Consider the following 21,804-nt stretch of genomic DNA (forward strand, 5'->3'; position numbering starts at 1 on the left):
GCCGACTCAATCGGTAAAATAGTCTTTTCTTGGGGCCTGCATCACTCAAAGCGATGCAGGATCAGGGGGATTACCCCCACTGCATCCAGGTGGTCTTGTAGTCGGTGTAGTTCTCGAGCGCGTGCACCGAGAGGTCCCGCCCGAAGCCTGACTGCTTGAAGCCACCGAAGGGCGTCGTGAAGCCGAGCGCGTCGACGGTGTTGACCGACACCGTGCCGGCGACGAGTCGCTGCGAGACGCGGTAGGCGCGCGAGAGGCTGCCCGTCCAGAGCGAGGCCGCGAGGCCGAACGGCGTCTCGTTCGCGCGCTCGATCGCCTCCTCCTCGGTGTCGAACGGGGTCACGACCGCGACCGGGCCGAAGATCTCACGCGTGTGCACCTCGTGATCCGCCGGCACGTCAGTGACGATCGTCGGCTCGATAAAGGCGCGGGAGCCATTGATCTCGGGACGCGTGCCGCCCGCGAAGATGGTGCCGTCGCGGCGGGCGTTCTCGATCGTCGCCCACACGGTGTCGGCGTGCGACTCCGAGACGAGCGATCCGATGCCGCTCGCGGGGTCGAGGGGATCGCCGGGCGCGTAGGCCTTCGCGGCCTCGGCGTAGAGCGCGAGGAACTCCTCGTAGACGGAGCGCTCGACGAAGATCCGCGAGTTCGCGGAGCACACCTCGCCCTGATTGTAGAAGCTGCCGAAGGCCGCCTTCTCCGCGGCGGCCTTCAGGTCGTCGCAGTCCGCGAACACGAGGTTCGAGCTCTTGCCGCCCGCCTCGAGCGCGAGGCGCTTCATGTTGGACTGGCCCGCGTACTGCTGCAGCTGTTTCGCGACCTCCGTCGAGCCGGTGAAGGCGAGCATGTCGACGTCCTCGTGCAGGGCGAGCGCCTTGCCGACGACCGAGCCGCGGCCGGGCACGACGTTGATCACACCGGCCGGGATCCCCGCCTCGAGTGCGAGCTCGGCGAGAAGCAGGGTCGAGTGCGACGCCTCGACCGGCGGCTTCACTACGACCGTGTTTCCCGCGGCGAGCGCGGGAGCGAGCTTCCACGTCGCGATCTCGAGCGGGTAGTTCCAGGCGACGATGACGGCGACCACGCCGAGCGCCTCGCGGGTGACGAGCGCCGTCGATCCGGGGGGCGTGACCGGGATCAGGTCCTCCTGCTTCTCGACGGCCTCGCCGTAGAAGCGGTAGAGCGCCGCGGAGCCCGGCGCGTCGATCGTGGCGGACTCGCGCACGGGCTTGCCCATGTCGAGCGAGTCGTAGAGGGCGAACTCGTCGGCGCGCGCCTCGATGAGGCGGGCGAACTCGAGCAGGCGCTCGCGGCGGAAGCCGGCCCCTGCGCGGGACCAGGATCCGGACTCGAAGGCGCGGCGGGCCGCGGCGACCGCCGCGTCGACGTCGGCCTCGACGCACTCGTGGATCTGCGAGATTACCTCGCCGGTCGCGGGGTTGCGCTTCTCGATCGTGCGGCCGGAGCTCGCGTCGATGCGCGCTCCGTCGATGACGGGCCGGCCGTCGAACTCGAGGTTCGCTGCGGCGGCCTTCCACTCAGCATGGCTGCGGGTCATGTCTGTCTCTTTCGTGTTGCGTGTTGCGTGTGTGAGGGGGCGCTCGGCGTCTCGGGCGCGCGTGCGCTGGGGATGCTGCGGGCGTGGATGCCCGTTCAGCGAGGCGCGGGGCCAGCGGGGCCGTCGGCCTGCTCGAGCAGCGCGTCGGGGATCGTGACCGTGGCGGTCTCCAGATCCTGCGGCTTGATCAGGGAGATCCCGCGCGTCTCGGGGATCGAGACGACGGTCGCGATCCCGACGAGGCCGACAACGAGGAGGAAGAAGCCGGGGACGAGCATGTTGCCCGTCGTGTCGAGGAGCCAGGTCAGCACGTACGGCGCCGTGCCAGCGAAGAGCGCGGCCGTCACGGCGTAGGCGATCGAGAGACCCGTCTGGCGCGTTCGGGTGGGGAAGAGCTCGACGACCGTGACCGCGTGCGTGCCGAGCACGATCGCGAGGATGAGCGCGAGGCCGAGCGTCGAGGTGAAGACCGCCCAGTCCTCACCGATCGACATGAGCCAGAAGAGCGGGACCGAGAGCACGGTGAGCGCGATCGCCGCGGCCATGAGCACGGGCTTGCGGCCGATCTTGTCGGACGCGATGCCTGCGAACGGAACGACGATGAGGCCGAGCGCCGAGGCGAGGGTCGACAGGAGCGCGGCGCGGCCCGCGTCGAAGCCGATGTATACCTCCTGATAGGTGAGGAGGTACACGAGCACGACGTAGAACGTCACGTTCATGAAGATCTCCATGCCGCTCGTCTGGATGAACTCCTTCCAGTTGCGCTGGAAGACCTCCTTGACGGGGGCGTGCGAGACGGTCTCGAGTTCCTGCAGCTGCTGGAACTCGGGGGTGTCCTCGATCTTGCGGCGGATGTAGAGACCGATGAAGCCGAGCGGCACCGTGATGAGGAACGGGATGCGCCACGCCCACGCCACGATCTCCTCGTGAGAGTACACCTGGTTGAGCAGGAAGACGACGAACGAGGCGAGCAGGAAGCCGAGGAGGCTGCCGAACTCGAGCCAGCTCACGCCGAAGCCGCGCTTCTTCGCCGGCGAGAACTCGCCGAGGAAGGCCGCGGCGCTGCCGAACTCGCCGCCCGCGGCGAGCCCCTGCACGATGCGGGTGACGATGAGCAGGATCGGGGCGAGCATGCCGATCGTGTCGTAGCCCGGGAGCACGCCGAGCACGAGCGTCGCGAGCGCCATCGAGAGGATGACGATCGAGAGGGTCTGCTTGCGGCCGAGGCGGTCGCCGAGGCGGCCGAAGATGATCGCGCCGAGGGGGCGCACGAAGAAGGAGACCGCGAACACCGCGAAGGTCGCGAGCAGGCCGGCGGTCGCGCTCTCCTCGGGGAAGAAGACCACCGCGAGCGTGCTCGCGAGGTAGGCGTAGACCGCCCAGTCGAACCAGTGCACGAGCACGCCGATGGATCCGGCGACCACGCTCTTGCGCAGGCTCTTCCGATCGACGAGATCCGCGATCTCGGGGGTGGTGGGTGTCGTCATGACCGCTCCTTCGGGGTCTTCGTCAGTTGCCGACGCGCGCGAGGGCGACATCGAGGGCCGTCCACGCGAGGGCGGTCGCACCGTCGCGCAGGGTCTGCTCGGCGACGGGGCCGACGCAGGCCTCCGCGAACGCCGGCTGATGGTTGCTCGCGTCGCCTCCCACCCCGATGTAGGGGTGGATCGCGTGCACGAGCTGCGACACGTTGCCCATGTCGGTGGACGCCCGGTTCATCGTCGCGGCGACCGGATCGACGTCGAAGTCGCGGCCGAGGGCGAGCGCGTTCGCGCGGTAGAACTCGAGCGCGTCCTCGTCGGTGCGCATCTCCGCGTACCGCTTGCTCTCGGGGGTGATCGTGAGGGTCGCACCCGTCGCGAGCGCGCCGGCCTCGAAGCACTTGATCACGCGCTGCTCGAGCGCGATGAGCTGCTCGGTCGTCTCGGCGCGGACGTACCAGCGGCCCTCGGTGCGCTCGGGGATCGCGTTCGGCGCCTCGCCACCGCGCGTCTGCACGCCGTGGACGCGGACGCCGGCCGGCAGCTGCTGGCGCATGAGCGCGATCGCGAGCTGGGCGACGAGGAAGGCGTCGTTCGCGTTGACCCCGCGCTCGGGATAGGCGGCGGCGTGCGCGGCCCTGCCGTCATAGGCGACGTGCCAGTGGGTCACGGCGAAGGGCCGCGCCTCGGCCACGTCGACGGGGGCGGGGTGCGCCATGAGCGCGAAGTCGAGGTTCTGGAACGCGCCGCGCTCGAGCAGCTCGATCTTGCCTCCGCCGCCCTCCTCGGCCGGCGTGCCGATGACCTCGACCCGAATCCCGAGCTCCTCGGCGACCTCGGAGAGCGCGATCGCCGCGCCGACCGACATCGCGGAGATGAGGTTGTGGCCGCACGCGTGCCCGAGGCCGGGCAGCGCGTCATACTCGGCGAGGAAGCCAACCGTGAAGCTCGGCGCGTCTGGCGCGGCGGCAACCGCCCGGAAAGCGGTCGGGAGTTCGAGATACGGCTGCTCGATCGCGAAGCCGTTCGCGGCGAGCACGCCGGCGACGGCCGCCGAGGAGCGGTGCTCCTGCCAGCCCGTCTCCGGATCGTCGTGCAGCTGGTTCGAGAGCCCCACGAGCTGGGCGTCCGCCCGCTCACGGCGGGCCGCGATCCGGCCCTTGAGCTCGGCGGCGAACGCCTCGCTACTCATCGCCCGGCACCCCGTAGGACGGCGCCGCCGAGGGGTCCAGCCCTCGGCTCACGTAGTCGTCTCGCTGCGGCAGCCACTCGTCGAGCACACGGCCGAGCTCCTCGATGGGGTCCTCGTGCCAGTCGACGCGGAGGTCGGTGACGCGCCAGCCGGCGTTGCCGACGACCGCGAGGCCCGCGGAGTGCACGGGGCCCTCCTCACCGCCAGCCGCGACGGCCGCCCGGAGCGCCGCGAGCAGGCGCTCCTCGATCCGGCCGCTCGCGCTGAGCGCCGTGTCGACGAGCGCGTCGAGCACCTCGAGGCCCGCGAGCATGTTGCCGCCAGCGACCGCGTTCTCGCGGGTCGCGGCGCCGAAGTTGCCGAGCGCGCGCCCGCCGGAGAAGACGGCCGCGCGGCCCTCGGCGTCGAGCACGAGGAGCTGGCGGAAGTCGATTGTCGAAGGATCGGCACCGGCCACGACGGCATCGAGCGCCTCCTGCGCGGAGTCGCCCGCCCGCATGCGCTCGATGAGCGCGGGGCCGAGCCGGGGATCCGTGACGTTCTGGGAGTGCGCGCCGCCGACGCCGTCGGCGAGGTTGACGCAGCGCGCGGCGACCGCGGGAGAGGAGGAGGAGATCGCCGAGCCGAACTCGCCGGTCTCGGGGTCGCGGAGGATGAGTGAGAAGGTCATGACGCGCTCGTCTCGCTGATCACGGCCGTCGCGTCGATCTCGACGAGCCACTCGGGGCGGGCGAGCGCCTGCACGACGATGCCCGTCGAGACGGGGAAGACGCCCTTCAGGTACTTGCCCATCGTGCGGTAGACGTCCTCGCGGTAGCGGGGGTCGATGATGTAGACGGTCACCTTGACGATGTCGGCGAGCTTGCTGCCGGCCTCCTCGAGGAGCATCGCGATGTTGTCCATCGCCTTCTCGGTCTGGGCGACGACGTCGCCGATCCCGACCGACTCGCGCGTGTCGAGATCCTGGCCGATCTGGCCGCGGAGGTAGACGACGCCGTTCGCGACGACCGCCTGGCAGAGATCGTTGTCGAGGTTCTGCTCCGGGTAGGTGTCCTTCGTGTTGAACTTCCTGAGCCGCAGGTGCGTCGTCTCGGTCACGGTTCCTCCTCGTTGAGAGCCAGGGCGCGGATGTGCGCTTCGTACCTATTGTTCAGATTTCCGATCTATCTGTAAAATAGTCAAAACCTAAGGCTTCGATCAATTGAACAGATCGCCACGAGCTCGACCGAAGATGGCCAGCTCAGACGGGAGAACCATGGCGCAGCGATTCTCAATCACGCTCACACAGCTGAGCTATTTCGCGGAGTGCGCAAAGACGCTCAACATGACGGCGGCAAGCCAGGAGCTGCACGTCGCGCAGTCGGCCGTGTCGACCGCGATTTCGCACCTCGAGCGCTCGCTCGGGGCCGCGCTCTTCATCCGGCAGCACTCGAAGGGCCTGATCCTGACACCTGCGGGCGAGGGCCTCCTGCGCGACACGCAGCGCCTCTTCGGGCAGCTGAACGACACGATCGACGCGGTGCGCGCCGACCAGGAGGAGATCCGGGGCTCGATCACGATCGCGTGCTTCAGCACCCTCACCCCGTTCCTGCTGCCCGAGGTGATCGGCCGGCTCGAGAAGCGCCACCCGCAACTCACGGTCGAGTGCATCGAGGGCGACACCGAGGAGACGCTCGCCGCGCTCCGCGGCGGGCGCGCCGAGCTCGCGGTGCACTACGACCTCGCGGGCGGCGACGACATCGCACAGGAGCTCATCGGGGAGATCCGGCCGCACGTGATCGTGCCGACGAGCCACCCGCTCGCGGATCGCGGCAGCGTCGCTCTCGCCGAGCTCGCCGACGACCCCTTCGTGCTGCTCGACCTCCCCGACAGCAACGACTACTTCCTCTCGCTGCTGCGCCAGGCCGGCATCACGCCGCGCCTGAAGCACCGCTCGCGCAGCTACGAGACCGTGCGCTCGATGGTCGCCACGGGTCTCGGCTACTCGATCCTCAATCAGCAGCCCCGGATCGCGCAGACCTACACGGGGGCGAGCATCTCCGCGCTCGAGATCACGGACCGGGCGAGGGGCCTACGCGTCGTCGCGTCGTCGCTCGCCCAGGTGGCCCGCTCGGCGCGCGCACGCGCCGTCGCCGAGATCGTGCGCGAGGTCGTCACCGAGCAGCAGGCGATCGCCGACTCGATGCATTAATCCGATACCTTTCGCATCTTCAATCTGTAAAACTGATGATGTAGTTTGCGAAGCGATATTGGCGCAACCGGGCCCATCTGCGGTTTGCTGGGGACCACCCCGAGACGCGCGCCGACGTGCGTCTGCCGCGGCGCAGCGGATCCGTCCACTCGCAGCACCGGGAACACACGTCAACTCGAGTGGAGAAACTATGTCGAGCCAAGCAGCCGAGGTCACCGAAGTCCTCGTCGTCGGCGCCGGCCAGGCGGGAATCGCGATGAGCGAGCACCTGACCGCCCGCGGGATCCCGCACATCGTCCTTGAGCGTCACAAGATCGCGGAGCGCTGGCGCAACGAGCGCTGGGACTCGCTCGTCGCCAACGGCCCGGCCTGGCACGACCGCTTCCCGAGCCTCGAGTTCGCGGACGTCGAGCCCGACGCCTTCGCGACGAAGGACCAGGTCGTCGAGTACTTCGAACAGTACGCCCAGCTCATCGGAGCGCCCGTCCGCGAGGGCGTCGAGGTGACCTCGGTGCGCAAGCGCGACGGCGGCGCGGGCTACATCGCCGAAACTTCGGCCGGCACGATCGAGGCGCGCTACGTCGTCGCCGCGACCGGCGCATTCCAGCTGCCGGCGATCCCGCCCATCGTGCCCGCCGACGCAGGCCTCTTCCAGCTCCACTCGAGCGCCTACAAGAACCCGGATCAGCTCCCCCAGGGCGGCGTGCTCGTCGTCGGCGCGGGTTCCTCCGGCGTCCAGATCGCCGCCGAGCTCCGCAAGGCCGGCCGTGAGGTCTTCCTCGCCGTCGGCCCGCACGACCGCCCGCCGCAGCGCTACCGCGGCCGCAGCTTCGTCTGGTGGCTCGGCGTCCTCGGCATGTGGGAGGCCTCGGCGCCGCCCCAGGGCGCCGAGCACGTCACGATCGCGGTGAGCGGCGCGGACGGCGGCCACACCGTCGACTTCCGCGACCTCGCGGCGAGCGGGATCCGCCTCGTCGGCCGCGCGAGCGGCTACGCGGACGGCAAGCTGACATTCGACGGCGACCTCGCCGACAACATCCGCCTGGGCGACGAGAACTACCTCTCGATGCTCGACGCCGCCGACGAGTTCATCGAGCGCAACGGCCTCGACCTGCCCGAGGAGCCCGAGGCGCGCGACCTCGGCCCGCTCCCCGCCGACGCGCTCGAGCCGATCCGCGAGGTCGACCTCGCAGCCTCCGGCATCACCTCGATCGTGTGGGCCACCGGCTTCCGATCGGACTACGGCTGGCTGCAGGTCGACGCGTTCGACGAACTGGGCCGCCCGAAGCAGCAGCGCGGCGTCTCCGTCGAGCCGGGCGTCTACTTCCTCGGCCTGCCCTGGCAGTCGCGCCGCGGCTCGACCTTCATCTGGGGCATCTGGCACGACGCTAAGTTCCTCGCCGACCAGATCGGGATCCAGCGCGGCTACCTCGAGTACGACGGCAACGGCGCGCCCTCGAACTTCGTGCCGCGCGAGCGCCCGGCGGTCGCGGCCAGCTAGGCGCCGCTGCGCGCTGCGCTCGCTCCGCAAACAGCGCTCCCTCCGTCGATTCCCACGGGATTCGACGGAGGGAGCGCTGTGTTGCGAACGAGCGCGCGGCGGCGGGGTCGGATCCGGATCCGGATCCCCCTGCCCAGTTACACAGTGAAGTCGGTCGCGACCCGCGCCGCCGCGTGCCGCTTGACGACCTCGCCCGCGGCGACATGGTCGGGGTGCACGGCGTAAGCCGCGAGGCCGTCAGCGTCGTCGAAGTCGGCGACGAGCGTGACGTCGTAGTTGTCGCCGTCGAAGAGCTCGTTCCGGTGCACGGAGAGCGCGCGCAGGCTCGGCACGAGCTCCGTGAGCGGCGTGAGCGCCGCGATGATCTCGGCGGCCTGGGCGTCGCGCGCCGCGCGATCCGCTCCGCTCATCTTCCAGCTGACGATGTGGCGCAGGGCCATGGTTTCTCCTCGGGTTCTCGCGGTCTGGGGTGTTGCCGGGCTACTCGCCCGTGAGCCGGCGCAGCAGGCCCTGGCGCTTCGCCGCGCGCTCGATCGAGGCGCGCAGCCGCTCGGGATCCACCCGCCAGATGCTGTGGCGCCTGCCGTCGATCTGCACGACGGGGATGCTCTCGGCGTGGACCCGCGCGAGCGCTGGATCCTGCAGGATGTCGAGCTCCTCGAGCTCAGTGGGGCGTCCCTCCGCGGCGAGCTCCGCCCTGACGCGCTCGATCACCTCGCGCGCGTCGTCGCAGAGGTGGCAGCCCGGCTTGCCGATAAGCGTGAGGCGCACGGTGCGCACGGCGGCCCCCTTCGTGTGACTCCTGCGGAATATGTCCCGGTGGGACAAGAAAGGCGCCGGGCCAAGGCCCGACGCCAGCATCGATCGCGCCGGGATCCGGCTGCGACGACTACTTCTTGTTGCGACGCTGGTGACGCGTCTTTCGAAGCAGCTTACGGTGCTTCTTCTTGGACATGCGCTTACGGCGCTTCTTAATAACTGAACCCACGGTCACCTCTTCACGTCTCAAACGGGCCCCGGAGTACAGCGGCCCACAAAACACTTATTCTACTCCCCGGCGCGCCGATGCGCGAACCGAGACGCAGATTCGGCCTAACCTCGCAGCTTGAAGCGCGCGACGAGCTCCTTCACGCGGTGCTCCGCGCGGGCCACGGATCGGCCCATGCGCTCCGCAGCGGCCGTCGCCTCCTCGGGCAGCACCTCGCCGTCGTCGCCGAACTCGCCGTACTCGGCGAAGGCGTCGTCGGCGCCCGGGCCGTCGACCCGCTCGCCGTTCTCGGCGAGGTACTCGACCGTGACCTCGGTGTCGAAGCCGACGGAGAGGAAGGGGATCACGAAGTCCTCGACGATCTCGAGCGGCTCGGGATCGAGCGAGTAGAAGCGGTGCTGCCCCTCCTCGCGGACCGTGACGAGCTCGGCCTCGCGAAGCACCTTCAGGTGCTTCGAGACGGTCGGCTGGCTGATCTCCAACTGTGCGACGATCTCCGAGACACTCGCCTCCGCACCCTGCTGGTGCCGCTCGAGCAGGACGCGCAGAATGTCGCGCCTGGTCCCATCAGCGATAACCCCGAAGATATCTGGCATGCCCCCAGGGTAGTGGGCTTCGGCGCTTTGCGCCCAGTATTCCTCCGGATAGCGGTTCGCAAGGGGTCGCCGTGAGGTTTCGAGGCGAACCGCGGCTGTGTAGCATGTACCTTCGAGCCGTGGCCGAAAGCCCTGCTCTTCAGCCGCTAGAAAGAAGGACCCGTGAGGGCACGAGCCGCGAGCGGCCGGGCGACCGGCCAGCTCTCGCAGAAGTCGTGGATCAGCGCCATGATCCACTCCTCTCCCGCACGCTTTGCGCTCCTCGTCTTCTCCGCGCTCATCATGCTGTGGACGGTGCTGCTTTCGCTCCCGTTCGCGAGCCGATCCGGCGAGATCACGCCGCTCGCCGACGCGCTCTTCACCGCCGTCTCCGCGATCTGCGTCACGGGGCTCTCGACCGTGGACATGGCGACGCACTGGTCCCTCTTCGGTGACCTGGTGATCCTCGCGGGCATCCAGATCGGCGGCATCGGCGTGCTCACCCTCGCGAGCATCCTCGGCCTGACGGTCACGCGCCGGCTCGGCCTGCGCCAGCGCCTGCTCGCGGCCGGCGACACGAACCCCATGCGCATGGGCCGCGACGTCTCCGAGAGCCAGGCGGTCGGCCTCGGCGAGATCGGCGGGCTGCTCGGGGCCGTCGCGACGAGCCTCATCGTGATCGAGCTCGCGCTCACCGCGCTCATCACCCCGCGCCTCATGGCCGCCGGCTACGACTTCTGGCACGCGCTCTGGAATTCCTTCTATCTCGCGGCCTCCGCCTTCACGAACACGGGCTTCGTGCCGCTGCCCGGCGGACTCGGGCCGTACGAGACCGACGTCTACCTGCTCAGCATGCTCGGGATCGGGGTGTTCCTCGGCGCAATCGGCTTCCCCGTGATCTTCGCCCTGTACCGCTACGTGACGGGCGGCGGCTGGCGGGCGCACAAGCGCCTCGGACTGCACGCGAAGCTGACCCTCACCACGACCCTCGTGTTCGTCGTCTTCGGCTGGCTCGCGATCACGGCCCTCGAGTGGAACAACCCGTCGACCCTTGGCGCGCAGGACACGGGGCAGACCCTCTTCAGTTCCCTCTATATGTCGGTCATGACGCGATCCGGCGGGCTCGGGATCATCAACCCCACCGAGATGAACGGCTCCACCCTCCTCGTCATGGACATGCTCATGTTCGTGGGCGGCGGATCGGCCTCGACCGCCGGCGGCATCAAGGTGACGACGATCGCGGTGCTCTTCCTCGCCGCCTACGCGGAGGCGCGCGGCTATAAGGACGTGCAGGCGTTCGGGCGGAGCATCCCGAACGAGGTGCTCCGCGTGTCGGTCTCGATCCTGATCTGGGGCGCGACGATCGTGCTCGCCTCCACAGTCGCCCTGCTGCACATGACGAAGGAGCCGCTCGACATCGTGCTCTTCGAGGTCATCTCGGCCTTCGGCACGTGCGGCCTCTCGACGGATCTCTCTGCAAACCTCCCGGACGGCGGCAAGGTCATCCTCGCCGCGACCATGTGGGCCGGCCGCGTCGGCACCGTGACGCTCGCGGCGGCCGTCGCAGCGACGAGCCGCTCCAGGCTCTACCGATTCCCCGAAGAAAGGCCGATCGTTGGTTGATATTCGAAATGACGCCCCCGTCCTCGTGATCGGCCTCGGGCGCTTCGGCGCCGCGACCGCCGGTCAGCTCGACCGCCAGGACCGCGAGGTGCTCGTCGTCGACACCGACCCGCAGCTCGTGCAGAAGTGGGCGGATCGCGTCACGCACGCCGTGCAGGCCGACGCCCGCTCAATGGAGGCCCTCCGCCAGATCGGCGCGGAGGAGTTCCAGATCGCGGTCGTCGCGACGGGCGCCTCGATCGAGGCAAGCGTGCTCATCGCCGCGAACCTCGTCGACCTCGGCGTGCCCCAGATCTGGGCGAAGGCGATCTCGCTCTCGCACGGCAAGATCCTCGAGCGGATCGGCGTGAACCACGTCATCTACCCCGAACGGGAGGCCGGCGAGCGCGTCGCGCACCTCCTGAGCGGCAGCATGCTCGACTTCATCCAGTTCGACGATAACTACGTCATCGCGAAGATGTACCCGCCGCGCTCGATCCGGGGCCGCTCGCTCTCCGAGAGCGGCGTGCGCACCCGCTACCGGGTCACGGTCGTCGGCGTGAAGACGCCGGGCCAGCCGTTCACGCACGCGACGCAGGAGACCGTGATCTCCCCGCACGACCTCATCATCGTGTCGGGCACCGCCTCCGACGTGGAGCGCTTCGCCGCGATCGGCTAGCTGTACTGACCCGGAGGGTTGTTGACATAGGAGAGACCTTCGTTGTCGAGTTGGAGCTGTCTAGTTCCCCTGCTCGTTCAAACGAAGGTCTCTCATGTCTCACGCTAATGCCCGGCTCGCTCCTGCCGGTAGATTGATCCTGGTCCAACGCATTCAATCGGGTCGGCCGGTCGCTCATGTTGCCTTGGAGATGGGAGTCTCGCGCACGACTGCGTGGCGGTGGTGGCGCAGGTTCCAGGAGGCCGGGGTTGCGGGATTACGGGATCGGTCGAGTGCGGCCAGGTCGCATCCGCGGCGTACGCCCGGATGCATGGAGACCCGGGTGCGGATCATGCGCGCGCTCACCAGGCGTGGCCCGGTATTCATCGCGGGCAAGCTCGGCATGCACGCCTCGACAGTCGGGCGGGTGCTGCGTCGCCATCACACCCCGTTGTTACGTGAACTTGATCCTGTGACTGGGATCAGGATCCGTGCGGAACGACGGTCCGCGAACCGATACGAACACGAGTATCCGGGGTCGTTGATCCATATCGATGTGAAGAAGCTCGGCCGTATCCCTGACGGCGGTGGGTGGCGGCTCCATGGGCGCAGCGAACGCCCGAACCGGAAACGAGGACAAGGGTACGACTACGTCCACACCGTGATCGATGACCACTCTCGTGTCGCGTATGCCGAGATCCACGACGATGAGAAAGGCGTGACCGCGGCCGGTGTCCTTGAACGCGCCATCGGGTTCTACGCGTCGCTCGGGGTACGTGTTGAGCGTGTCATCAGCGATAACGCGTTCGCGTACCGGCACTCCGCCGCGTTCAGGGACATCATCACCCAGCACAGTATTCAGCACCGGTTCATTCGCCCGCACTGTCCCTGGACCAACGGGAAAGTCGAACGCCTCAACCGCACCCTCGCGACTGAATGGGCATACGCGAGGCCCTGGGCTTCTAACGACGAACGCAGAGCAGGGTTGACGGCCTGGCTGGACTACTACAACCTAGACAGAGCTCACCTCGGCATCGACGGCCAAACTCCCATCGACCGAGTCAACAACGGTCGAGGTCAGTACAGCTAGCCGGCGGGCCGCGGCCCGCCCTTCCCGCTCGGGCTACTCCGCCTCGAGCTCCTCCGAGCGCTGCACGTTCGCGCGGAGCGCCCGGTCGAAGAGCTCGCCGAGATCCGCGCCCTGCAGCACCTCGACCGCGCGCTCGGTCGTGCCCTTCGGGCTCGTCACATTGCGGCGCAGCTGCGCGGGATCGTCGTCGCTGCGCACCATGAGCTCGGCCGCGCCGGAGATCGTGCCCTGCACGAGCGTCTTCGCCTGCTCCGCGGTGAATCCGAGGCGCTCGGCGGCCGCCTGCATCTCCTCGGCGTAAAGGAAGAGGTAGGCGGGCCCGGATCCGGAGACCGCCGCGATGTCGTTGATCTGATCCTCGCGCACGATGAGCACATCGCCGACAGTCTCGAACAGGCGGCGCACGAGCTCGAGCTCCGCGTCACCCGCCGAGCTGCCCGGCGCGATGCCCGTGACACCGCGGCCGATGAATGAGGGGGTGTTCGGCATCGCACGCACGACCGCGACGCCCGCGGCGTCGCCCAGTGCCTCCTCGATCGCCGCGCTCGGCACGCCGGCGGCGACGCTCACGAGGATCGTTCCCGGCTCCAGCGCGGCGGCGATCTCGCGCACGACGTCGCGCATCATCCACGGCTTCACCGCGAGGATCACGACCCCAGCGCCGCGCACCGCGCGCCGATTCGCCTCGGGATCCGCCTCCGCCGAACGCGCGTCAATGTCGTCCGCGCCGTCGAACTTCGCCGCGCTCGCCGCGCTCTTCGTCGTCACGACGATGGGCCGCTCGATCGCGACCCCGGGGTCGCGCAGCCCCTGCAGGATCGCGCCCCCCATCGATCCCGTGCCGATCATGGTGGTGCGCGGCAGCGCCGCTGCGGATTCCGTGGTCAGGTCGTTCTGAGCGCTCATGCCCTCCAGTGTATGTGCGGCCATCGGGGCGGATCCCTGGCCGCAGTGCAGTCATCAAGTTGCGGGGATCCGGCGCGGCGAGTCCCCCGCGACGCATGCCCCGCCGCGTAGACTGAGCGGCAGCAGACAGTCAGTGCGGTCTTCGGGAGGCAATCGGCATGAGCGCGACAGGCGGCGGGAAGGCGATCATCGCGGCCTTCCTGGCGAACATGGGCATCGCGATCACGAAGTTCATCGCGTGGGCGTTCTCGGGATCATCCTCGATGCTCGCGGAGGGCGTGCACTCCCTTGCCGACTCGGGCAACCAGCTCCTCCTCCTGCTCGGCGGCAAGCGCGCCCAGCAGCGCGCCGACAAGGAGCACCCCTTCGGCTACGGGCGGGTCCGATACGTCTACGCGTTCGTGGTCGCGATCGTGCTCTTCTCCGTCGGCGGCGTGTTCTCCATCTACGAGGGCGTCTCGAAGATCCGGAACCCGCACCCGCTCGAGGTGTGGTGGCTGCCGATCCTCGTGCTCGTCATCGCGATCGCGCTCGAGAGCTTCTCGCTGCGCACCGCGATCAAGGAGAGCCGCCCGCACAAGGGCGACTCGACCTGGGTGCAGTTCATCCGCCGCTCGAAGGCGCCCGAGCTGCCCGTCGTGCTGCTCGAGGACCTCGCGGCGCTCACCGGCCTCGTGCTCGCGCTCTTCGGCGTCGGCCTCACCGCCCTCACCGGCAACGGCCTCTACGACGGGATCGCGACGATCGCGATCGGCGTCCTGCTCGTCGGCGTCGCGATCATCGTCGGCGTCGAGGTAAAAAGCCTGCTCGTGGGCGAGGGCGCGAGCGACGAGGACGTCGCGAAGATCGAGAAGGCGCTGCTCGACTCCAAGGACATCGGCCGCATCATCCACATGAAGACCCTCTACCTCGGGCCGGACGAGTTCATGGTCGGCGCGAAGGTCGACGTCGCCCCGACGAAGATGATGAGCGAGATCTCGGCCATCGTGAACCTCGCCGAGCGCCGGATCCGGGACGCCGTGCCCGCCGCCCGCATCATCTACATCGAGCCGGACATCTACCTCGACCCCAACGCGACGCAGCCCACCACGAGCTCGATCGTGATGCTCTCGAGCGACTAGGGGTTCCCCGCGCGGGTGCGCCGCGGCGCTCGCTCCGCAATCTGCGCTCGCTCCTACGATCCGGGGCCAAAACAACTGAGCGAGCGCAGAACTCGGAGCCAGTGCAGGGGGCGGGCCCAAGGCCCCGGCGCCCACGCGCGCTGTGGCCGGGGCACGGGCGCGCGGGCGCACCAGCGCTCCCTCCGCAATCTGCGCTCGTTCCTACGATCCGGGGCCAAAACAACTGAGCGAGCGCAGAACTCGGAGCGAGCGCAGAGCGCCCCGCGCCAGCGCCCCAACAGCACCCGCACGCACACCCAATAGCGGCCACACAGATCCAGCCGATGCCTCATGCATCGTTCACCTTCCGTAAACCCGGGGCACCCCACCGCGCTACGCGCGCTCCCTAGCGTTGTCTGACGGATCGGCGCCCCCGACGGCGCCCTCGGCCCACTGGCGATCCTTCTCACTTTCGAAGGGAACACCGTGACTTCACGCGCTCTGCTGCGCTCCGCGACACTCGTCGCAACCGCATTCCTCCTCGGCGGGACGCTCGTCTCCTGCGCGTCCGGATCAGGGGGTTCGGGATCCGGATCCGGAGACGGCGTCGACGCCGCGACGGCGACGAGCGCCGAGGACTTCGGCGGCATGGACGCCCTCGTCGAGGCGGCCAAGAAGGAGGGCCAGCTCAACGTCATCGCCCTCCCCGACGACTGGACGAACTACGGCGAGATCAAGGCCGGCTTCGAGGACAAGTACGGGATCACGGTGAATTCCGCCTCCCCCGACATCTCGAGCGCCGAGGAGATCCAGGCCGCCGAGAACCTCAAGGGCCAGGACACCGCCCCCGACGTCTTCGACCTCGGCGCGGCCGTCGCGCTCGACAGCCTCGACCACTTCGCGCCGTACCAGGTCGAGAAGTGGGACGAGATCCCCGACGCGAACAAGGAGAAGACGGGCCTCTGGGTCAACAACTACTCCGGGATCATGTCGATCGGCTACGACTCCGACAAGCTGCCCGACCCGAAGAAGCTCGACGATCTGCTCGGCGACAAGTACCGCGGCGCGGTCGCCCTGAACGGCGACCCGACGCAGGCGGGCGCCGCCTTCGCGGCCGTCGGCTGGCTCTCGGCGCTCTCGGGCGGCGGCGTCGAGGACTTCGGCCCCGGCGTCGACTTCGTCGCGAAGCTCCGCGCGGCGGGCAACTTCCTGACGCTCGACCCGACCCCGGCCACGATCGCCTCGGGCGAGACCCCCGCCGTCTTCGACTGGTCGTACAACAACGTCGCGGCCGCCGCCGACAAGCCGAGCTGGAAGACGACCGTGCTCCCCGGCGCAACCTACGTCTCGTTCTACAACGAGGCGATCAACAAGGACGCGCCGCACCCGGCCGCCGCCCGCCTGTGGCAGGAGTGGATCTACTCCGACGAGGTGCAGACCATCTTCCTCGAGGCGAACGCGGTCCCCGTGCGGATCGACGCGCTGAAGGAGTCCGGCGCGGTCGACGACAAGCTCATCGAGCAGGCCACCTTCGGCACCGACAGCGCCGACTGGATCAGCCCCGACCCGAAGCAGGTCGAGGCCGCCAACAAGCTCCTCGGCGAGCGCTGGGCCGCAGCGGTCAAGTAGCCGCTCAGCAAGCAAGACGAACCGTGGGGGCGGGATCGGCACGGCGTCGATCCCGCCCCCACGCGTTCCCGCCATCACCACTCTCCACCGAAGGGTTCCCTGTGCCCCCTCGCACCTCGCGAAAACTCCTCCCGGCCCTCGGCCTCGCGCCGTTCGCCGCCTACGTTCTGTTGTTCCTCGCCGTGCCGACCGTGCTCGCCATCGCGAGCGGTTTCTTCGGCCAGCAGGGCTTCACCCTGGCCCGCCTCTCCGAGCTCGCGTCTCCCACGACGCTCGCCGCGTTCTGGGCGAGCGTCTGGGTGAGCGCCCTCACGGCGCTCCTCGGCGCCGTCATCGGCGCGGTCCTGTGCTGGGCCCTCGCGGCGCTCCCCGAGGGCGGGCCGCTGCGCCGCGCGGTCGACTCCGCGAGCTCCGTGCTCGCCCAGTTCGGCGGCGTCATGCTCGCCTTCGCCTTCATCGCGACGATCGGCATCCAGGGCGTCGTGACCGTCTTCCTGCGGGATCGGCTCGGGATCGACATCTTTGCCGACGGCGTCTGGCTCTACGAGCTGCCGGGCCTCATCCTGCCGTTCCTGTACTTCCAGATCCCGCTCATGGTGATCACGTTCCTCCCCGCGGTGTCCGCGCTCAAGCCCGACTGGGCAGAGGCGGTCGCGACGCTCGGCGGCTCGAGCGCCGCCTACTGGTTCCGCGTTGGCCTCCCCGTGCTGGCGCCCGCGTTCCTCGGCTCCCTGCTGCTGCTCTTCGCGAACGCGTTCTCGGCGTACGCGACGGCGGCCGCGCTCATCAGCCAGGGCGCCCAGATCGTGCCGCTGCAGATCCGGGCGGCGCTCATCGGCGAGACGGGCGCGGGCGACACCGGCTCGGCCGGCGTGCTCGCCCTCGGCATGATCGTCGTGATGACGGTCGTGATGCTCGCCTACGGCCGCCTCATGGCGCGCGCGGCGAGGTGGCAGCGATGAGCCGCGGCGTGCGGGCCAAGACCCCCGGTCGCCCGTCCAAGCCAGCGGCCTACGCCGTGATCGCGGTGATCGGCGGACTCTTCCTGATCCCGCTCCTCGCGATGCTCGAGTTCACGCTGCGCCGCACGACGGGCGGCTACGGCCTCGACCACTGGGCCGCGCTCTTCGACCCCGAGCAGGCTCGCGGCTACCGCACCCTGTTCCAGGGCATCGGCAACTCGTTCCTGCTCGCGGGCCTCACCCTCGTGCTCGTGCTCGTGCTGTTCTTCCCCACGATCGTGCTCGTGCACCTGCGCTTCCCGCGGCTCGAGCGCGCGCTCGACTTCCTCACGGTGCTGCCGATCGCGATCCCCGCGATCGTGCTCGTCGTCGGCTTCGCGCCGATCTACCGCGTGATCGGGACGACCTTCGGATCCGGGATCTGGACCCTGAGCCTCGCCTACGGCGTGCTCGTGCTCCCGTTCGCCTACCGGGCCATCAACTCGGATCTCGCGGGGAGCGACGCCCGGGTGCGCGCCGAGGCCGCGCGCACGCTCGGCGCCGGCTGGGGCACGGTGCTCGCCCGGGTCATCGCACCAGGGGTGCGCAGGGGGCTCCTCGCCGCCTCGCTCCTCACGGTCGCGATCGTGCTCGGCGAGTTCACGGTCTCCTCGCTCCTCAACCGCATCACCCTGCAGACCGCGCTCCTGCAGGTCTCGAAATCCGACCCGTTCGTCGCGGTCGCCGTCTCTCTGCTCTCGCTCATCGGCGCCTTCCTCGTGCTGCTCCTCATCACGGGGACCGGCCGCACGCGCCGCCGCAGGCCCGAGACCGATCCCGCGCCCGAACCCACGCTTCCCAAGGAGGCCACGAATGCCCGTTGAACCCCAGTACCGACGAGGATCCAGCGCGCTCGGCGCGGCCGAGCAGGCGGCGCCCGGATCCGGATCCGGATCCGGCCTCGCGTCCGGCCCCGGATCCCGCTCCGCACTCCGCCTCGCGGGCGTCACGAAGGCCTACGGCGCGACGACCGTGCTGCACGGCGTCGACCTGGAGCTCGCGCCCGGCGAGCTCGTCTGCCTGCTCGGCCCCTCGGGCTGCGGCAAGACGACGGCGCTCCGCTGCATCGCGGGCCTCGAGTCCGTGACGGGCGGCAGCATCGAGATCGGCGGCCAGGACGTCACGCAGGTGCCCGTGAACCGCCGCGACATCGGCATGGTGTTCCAGCAGTACTCCCTGTTCCCGCACTTGACGGCCGCGAAGAACGTGGAGTTCGGCCTCGGCATGCGCCGCGTGCCGCGCGAGGAGCGGGCGCGCCGCGTCGCCGAGATGCTCGACGTCGTCGGCCTCTCGGGCCTCGCCTCCCGCTTCCCGCACGAGCTCTCGGGCGGTCAGCAGCAGCGCGTCGCGCTCGCCCGCGCCCTCGTGACGCGGCCCCGCGCGCTCCTCCTCGACGAGCCGCTCTCCGCGCTCGACGCGAAGGTCCGCGTGCGCCTGCGCGAGCAGATCCGCGGGATCCAGACGGAGCTCGGGATCACGACCGTGTTCGTGACGCACGACCAGGAGGAGGCGCTCGCGATCTCCGATCGCGTCGCCGTCATGGAGGGCGGCCGGATCGCGCAGCTCGGCACCCCCGAGGACCTGTACCGCCGACCGCGCTCGGCCTTCGTCGCCGACTTCGTCGGGCTGTCGAACCAGATCGACGCGACCCTGCAGAGCGGGCGCGTGCTCGTGCGCGGGGCCGTGCTCCCCGTGCTCGCCGAGCCGGCCGCCGCATCGAGCGGCGTCTCGGGCGCCCGGGTGACGGCGTACGTGCGGCCCGAGCACGTGCGGCTCGCGCCGCGCGCGGGGTCCGGATCCGGATCCGGATCGAGCGGCGACGAGCGCCGCGCGACGGTCGTGTCGAGTGGCTTCCTCGGGCCGATCAGGCGCACCGTCGTGCAGTTCGCCGACGGCTCTGAGCTCGCCGCCCAGCACGGCTCCGAGACCCAGTTCCATGCGGGCGAGCCCGTTGAGGTCTCGTTCGCGCCCGAGCCGGTGACGGTCGCCCCGCGGCCCTAACCGCGCTCGGCGTGAGGCCCGCGGCGCTGCTCAAAGAACTCGCGCAGCAGCGCCGCGCAGGCTTCCTCTCGCACCCCCGCGACGACCTCGGGCACGGGGTGCGGGAGGCGGCCGTCGCGCAGCAGATCGTAGACGCTGCCGACGGCGCCCGCCTTCTCGTCCCACGCCCCGAACACGACGCGCGGCAGCCGGGCCGCGAGGATCGTGCCGGCGCACATGGCGCACGGCTCGAGCGTCACGACGAGCGTGCAGCCGTCCAGGATCCGGTCGCCGAGCGCGGCCGCCGCCTCCCGGATCGCGAGCACCTCGGCGTGCGCCGTCGGATCCGGAACCGCCTCCCGGGCGTTTCGCCCCGCGCCGATCACGTCGCCGGCGGGGCCCAGGATCACCGCGCCGACCGGGATCTCACCGGCCGCGGCAGCCTCGCGGGCCGCCGCGAGCGCCAGCAGCATCGCGGCATCGTCGGCTGGTGATGGAGGGATGGTCGACACGGGAATAGGATAGTTCCATGCGAGTTTTCGTTGCGGACCATCCCCTGATCACCCACAAGCTGACGGTGCTCCGCGACGCGAAGACGCCGCAGCCGACGTTCCGGCTCCTCATCGAGGAGCTCATGACCCTGCTCGCGTACGAGGCGACGCGCGAGGTGCGTGTCGAGCCGCACGAGATCGAGACCCCCGTCGCCCCCACCACGGGCGTGCGCCTGAGCGAGCCGCTACCGCTCATCGTCCCGATCCTGCGCGCCGGCCTCGGCATGCTCGAGGGCATGGTGAAGCTCGTGCCGACCGCGGAGGTCGGCTTCCTCGGCATGGTGCGCGACGAGGAGACCCTCGAGCCCACGACCTACGCCGAGCGCCTCCCCGACTCGCTCGCCGGACGCCAGTGCTTCGTGCTCGATCCCATGCTCGCGACGGGCGGCTCGCTCGCGGCGGCGATCGAGTTTCTGTTCGCGCGCGGCGCGGACGACGTGACCGCGATCTGCGTGCTCGGCACCCCCGAGGGCGTCGAGGCCATCAAGCAGGCCGCGGGCGACCGCAACGTGACGCTCGTGCTCGGCGCCCTCGACGAGGGCCTCGACGAGCACGCCTACATCGTGCCCGGCCTCGGCGACGCGGGCGACCGACTGTACGGCACCGTCGACCACTGAGGCCCGTGTTCCCGCGCGATCTGCACGGGATCTGAAATTCCCGCTTGACACACTGTGACGCCGTGTGCTTTGCTGAGCAGCATGCATGAGACCATTCGCACCCAGTCCGCCTTCGAGGTGAACATTGGGCAGACCGGCATGATGATGGCCGGTCGGGGTGTCATGCGCTGTCGAATGTGCATGTGATCGCAATCACGATCCGTCTTCTCGCACCGACCTCTCCGCGTCGGTAACTCTCGCGGCATCCGGCCCTGATCCGGATCCCGCACCGCACATTTCTGGCCGGTCTCACCGAGATCGCTTCTCACTCGCGCACCCGCAAGCCGCGAGGATCGGCCGCACTCCGCGTCTCCGCGCGGAGCACAGCACCCGAGGAATCATCATCATGAACGCAACGACGCAGCTCACCGCAACCACCACGACTTCCGCACCCCAGACTCTCGCGGCCGCCCGCCCCGACCTCACGGCCGCACTCCCCCGCGAGACCGCGCCCGAGCGCAACGTGCCCGAGGGCACCGAGGTGCGCGGCTTCGCCCTCTATGTCGGCCTCGCCGACGACAAGATCGCGGACGGCGATTCCCGCCTCGGCACGATCGTCACGAAGATCAAGCAGCTGGTCGCGCAGCTCGCCCCGGCGGCGGAGACCTACGCGGCCGTCGCGCTCGCCCCGGAGGGCACGGGCGGCAGCGACGTCGAGGTCGTGCGCCTCGCGCTCGGCGACCCGGCGGCGCACGCCCGCCAGAAGCAGCACGAGGCCGAAGAGAAGGATCGCGCCGCGAGCGGGGTCATCCTCGATCTGTCGCGCAAGCGGGTACTCCTTGACAACGTGCCCGCGGCACTCACGTTCCGCGAGTTCGAGCTGCTGCAGTACCTGGTGCTCCGCGAGGGACGCACGATCAGCCGCGAGGAGATCATTTCTTCGCTGTGGAGCGAGGCCTCCGACGACGAGGTGCCGAGCGAGCGCACGATCGACGTCCACGTCCGTCGCCTGCGCGTGAAACTTGCTCAGTATCAGGACATTGTTCGTACGGTGCGCGGCACGGGCTACCGCTTCGACCGGCACGCCGACGTCGCGATCCTGCACTCGGCCGGGCCCAGCCCGGACGTTTTCTAGGCAAAGCACCGATTCCGCTTCTTTCCCCACGAGACTTGCTGATGTAGGTTCATAGGGAACGGAAATA

23 protein-coding genes are annotated in these 21,804 nt (G+C 69.5%); 12 read left to right on the top strand and 11 right to left on the bottom strand.

The window, feature by feature from the left end; translation table 11 throughout:
- Window positions 1-70: 70 nt before the first annotated feature.
- The 5 genes from ACOPJ3_RS14045 to ACOPJ3_RS14065 all read right to left on the bottom strand — a co-directional run bounded on the left by ACOPJ3_RS14045 (window position 71) and on the right by ACOPJ3_RS14065 (window position 5,332).
- Window positions 71-1,561: an aldehyde dehydrogenase family protein gene (locus ACOPJ3_RS14045; RefSeq protein ID WP_427869786.1), complete on the bottom strand. Its 1,491-nt coding sequence runs from the start codon at window positions 1,559-1,561 to the stop codon at window positions 71-73.
- 95 nt (window positions 1,562-1,656) lie between these two features.
- Window positions 1,657-3,048, bottom strand: a complete 1,392-nt coding sequence (locus ACOPJ3_RS14050) for an MFS transporter (RefSeq protein ID WP_427869787.1) — start codon at window positions 3,046-3,048, stop codon at window positions 1,657-1,659.
- A gap of 22 nt (window positions 3,049-3,070) precedes the next feature.
- Entirely contained in the window at window positions 3,071-4,234 is a 1,164-nt protein-coding gene (locus tag ACOPJ3_RS14055; RefSeq protein ID WP_427869788.1) for a M20 family metallopeptidase, read from the bottom strand.
- Window positions 4,227-4,904 carry a DUF1028 domain-containing protein gene (locus tag ACOPJ3_RS14060; RefSeq protein WP_427869789.1) on the bottom strand — a complete coding sequence of 226 codons (678 nt, stop codon included), beginning with the start codon at window positions 4,902-4,904 and terminating at the stop codon, window positions 4,227-4,229. The genes ACOPJ3_RS14055 and ACOPJ3_RS14060 overlap by 8 nt, the downstream gene beginning before the upstream one ends.
- On the bottom strand, window positions 4,901-5,332 hold the full coding sequence (locus ACOPJ3_RS14065; protein WP_427869790.1) for a RidA family protein: 432 nt from the start codon (window positions 5,330-5,332) through the stop codon (window positions 4,901-4,903). The genes ACOPJ3_RS14060 and ACOPJ3_RS14065 overlap by 4 nt, the downstream gene beginning before the upstream one ends.
- A 157-nt stretch (window positions 5,333-5,489) precedes the next feature.
- Between ACOPJ3_RS14065 and ACOPJ3_RS14070 the strand changes: the two genes are divergently transcribed.
- Both ACOPJ3_RS14070 and ACOPJ3_RS14075 read left to right on the top strand, forming a co-directional pair.
- The gene (locus ACOPJ3_RS14070; RefSeq protein ID WP_427869791.1) at window positions 5,490-6,425 is read left to right on the top strand and encodes a LysR family transcriptional regulator; all 936 of its coding nucleotides are present in this window, start codon (window positions 5,490-5,492) and stop codon (window positions 6,423-6,425) included.
- Between the two features lie 190 nt (window positions 6,426-6,615).
- Complete coding sequence (locus ACOPJ3_RS14075) at window positions 6,616-7,926, top strand: flavin-containing monooxygenase (protein ID WP_427869792.1); 1,311 nt, start codon at window positions 6,616-6,618, stop codon at window positions 7,924-7,926.
- A gap of 137 nt (window positions 7,927-8,063) precedes the next feature.
- Here the strand turns inward: ACOPJ3_RS14075 and ACOPJ3_RS14080 are convergent, their stop codons facing one another.
- The 4 genes from ACOPJ3_RS14080 to ACOPJ3_RS14095 all read right to left on the bottom strand — a co-directional run bounded on the left by ACOPJ3_RS14080 (window position 8,064) and on the right by ACOPJ3_RS14095 (window position 9,510).
- A complete protein-coding gene (locus ACOPJ3_RS14080; protein WP_427869793.1) occupies window positions 8,064-8,366 on the bottom strand; it encodes a Dabb family protein in 303 nt (100 codons plus the stop codon).
- A 40-nt stretch (window positions 8,367-8,406) separates the two neighbouring features.
- Window positions 8,407-8,706 carry a glutaredoxin family protein gene (locus ACOPJ3_RS14085; RefSeq protein ID WP_427869794.1) on the bottom strand — a complete coding sequence of 100 codons (300 nt, stop codon included), beginning with the start codon at window positions 8,704-8,706 and terminating at the stop codon, window positions 8,407-8,409.
- Between the two features lie 109 nt (window positions 8,707-8,815).
- Window positions 8,816-8,914 carry a 30S ribosomal protein bS22 gene (locus ACOPJ3_RS14090; RefSeq protein WP_005504750.1) on the bottom strand — a complete coding sequence of 33 codons (99 nt, stop codon included), beginning with the start codon at window positions 8,912-8,914 and terminating at the stop codon, window positions 8,816-8,818.
- Between the two features lie 104 nt (window positions 8,915-9,018).
- Window positions 9,019-9,510 (bottom strand): ArsR/SmtB family transcription factor, encoded by a 492-nt coding sequence (locus tag ACOPJ3_RS14095; RefSeq protein WP_427869795.1) that lies wholly within the window; start codon window positions 9,508-9,510, stop codon window positions 9,019-9,021.
- Between the two features lie 228 nt (window positions 9,511-9,738).
- On the opposite strand from ACOPJ3_RS14095, the gene ACOPJ3_RS14100 reads away from it, so the two are divergent.
- From ACOPJ3_RS14100 to ACOPJ3_RS14110, 3 genes are all read left to right on the top strand, one after another.
- The gene (locus ACOPJ3_RS14100) at window positions 9,739-11,112 is read left to right on the top strand and encodes a TrkH family potassium uptake protein (RefSeq protein WP_427871239.1); all 1,374 of its coding nucleotides are present in this window, start codon (window positions 9,739-9,741) and stop codon (window positions 11,110-11,112) included.
- A complete protein-coding gene (locus ACOPJ3_RS14105) occupies window positions 11,105-11,770 on the top strand; it encodes a potassium channel family protein (RefSeq protein ID WP_427869796.1) in 666 nt (221 codons plus the stop codon). Before ACOPJ3_RS14100 ends, ACOPJ3_RS14105 begins: the two co-directional genes overlap by 8 nt.
- Before the next feature lie 94 nt (window positions 11,771-11,864).
- On the top strand, window positions 11,865-12,839 hold the full coding sequence (locus ACOPJ3_RS14110; protein ID WP_427869797.1) for an IS481 family transposase: 975 nt from the start codon (window positions 11,865-11,867) through the stop codon (window positions 12,837-12,839).
- Between the two features lie 33 nt (window positions 12,840-12,872).
- On the opposite strand, the gene proC is transcribed toward ACOPJ3_RS14110, so the two are convergent.
- Window positions 12,873-13,745: a pyrroline-5-carboxylate reductase gene (gene proC, locus ACOPJ3_RS14115; RefSeq protein ID WP_427869798.1), complete on the bottom strand. Its 873-nt coding sequence runs from the start codon at window positions 13,743-13,745 to the stop codon at window positions 12,873-12,875.
- A gap of 158 nt (window positions 13,746-13,903) precedes the next feature.
- Here proC and ACOPJ3_RS14120 point away from each other — a divergent pair, with 158 nt between their 5' ends.
- The 5 genes from ACOPJ3_RS14120 to ACOPJ3_RS14140 all read left to right on the top strand — a co-directional run bounded on the left by ACOPJ3_RS14120 (window position 13,904) and on the right by ACOPJ3_RS14140 (window position 19,476).
- Window positions 13,904-14,866 carry a cation diffusion facilitator family transporter gene (locus ACOPJ3_RS14120; protein WP_427869799.1) on the top strand — a complete coding sequence of 321 codons (963 nt, stop codon included), beginning with the start codon at window positions 13,904-13,906 and terminating at the stop codon, window positions 14,864-14,866.
- 465 nt (window positions 14,867-15,331) lie between these two features.
- Window positions 15,332-16,474 (top strand): ABC transporter substrate-binding protein, encoded by a 1,143-nt coding sequence (locus tag ACOPJ3_RS14125; RefSeq protein WP_427869800.1) that lies wholly within the window; start codon window positions 15,332-15,334, stop codon window positions 16,472-16,474.
- Window positions 16,475-16,575: 101 nt separating this feature from the next.
- Window positions 16,576-17,436, top strand: a complete 861-nt coding sequence (locus ACOPJ3_RS14130; protein WP_427869801.1) for an ABC transporter permease — start codon at window positions 16,576-16,578, stop codon at window positions 17,434-17,436.
- Window positions 17,433-18,299 carry an ABC transporter permease subunit gene (locus ACOPJ3_RS14135; protein ID WP_427869802.1) on the top strand — a complete coding sequence of 289 codons (867 nt, stop codon included), beginning with the start codon at window positions 17,433-17,435 and terminating at the stop codon, window positions 18,297-18,299. The genes ACOPJ3_RS14130 and ACOPJ3_RS14135 overlap by 4 nt, the downstream gene beginning before the upstream one ends.
- Entirely contained in the window at window positions 18,289-19,476 is a 1,188-nt protein-coding gene (locus tag ACOPJ3_RS14140) for an ABC transporter ATP-binding protein (RefSeq protein ID WP_427869803.1), read from the top strand. Before ACOPJ3_RS14135 ends, ACOPJ3_RS14140 begins: the two co-directional genes overlap by 11 nt.
- Here the strand turns inward: ACOPJ3_RS14140 and ACOPJ3_RS14145 are convergent.
- A complete protein-coding gene (locus tag ACOPJ3_RS14145; protein WP_427871240.1) occupies window positions 19,473-19,928 on the bottom strand; it encodes a nucleoside deaminase in 456 nt (151 codons plus the stop codon). The genes ACOPJ3_RS14140 and ACOPJ3_RS14145 overlap by 4 nt on opposite strands.
- Window positions 19,929-19,984: 56 nt before the next feature.
- Here ACOPJ3_RS14145 and upp point away from each other — a divergent pair, with 56 nt between their 5' ends.
- Both upp and ACOPJ3_RS14155 read left to right on the top strand, forming a co-directional pair.
- Window positions 19,985-20,623: a uracil phosphoribosyltransferase gene (upp, locus tag ACOPJ3_RS14150; protein WP_427869804.1), complete on the top strand. Its 639-nt coding sequence runs from the start codon at window positions 19,985-19,987 to the stop codon at window positions 20,621-20,623.
- A gap of 385 nt (window positions 20,624-21,008) precedes the next feature.
- On the top strand, window positions 21,009-21,737 hold the full coding sequence (locus tag ACOPJ3_RS14155; protein ID WP_427869805.1) for a winged helix-turn-helix domain-containing protein: 729 nt from the start codon (window positions 21,009-21,011) through the stop codon (window positions 21,735-21,737).
- The last annotated feature ends 67 nt before the right edge of the window (window positions 21,738-21,804 follow it).

The organism is Leucobacter luti, assembly GCF_050310065.1.
GTDB classification, from domain to species: Bacteria; Actinomycetota; Actinomycetes; order Actinomycetales; family Microbacteriaceae; genus Leucobacter; species Leucobacter luti_B.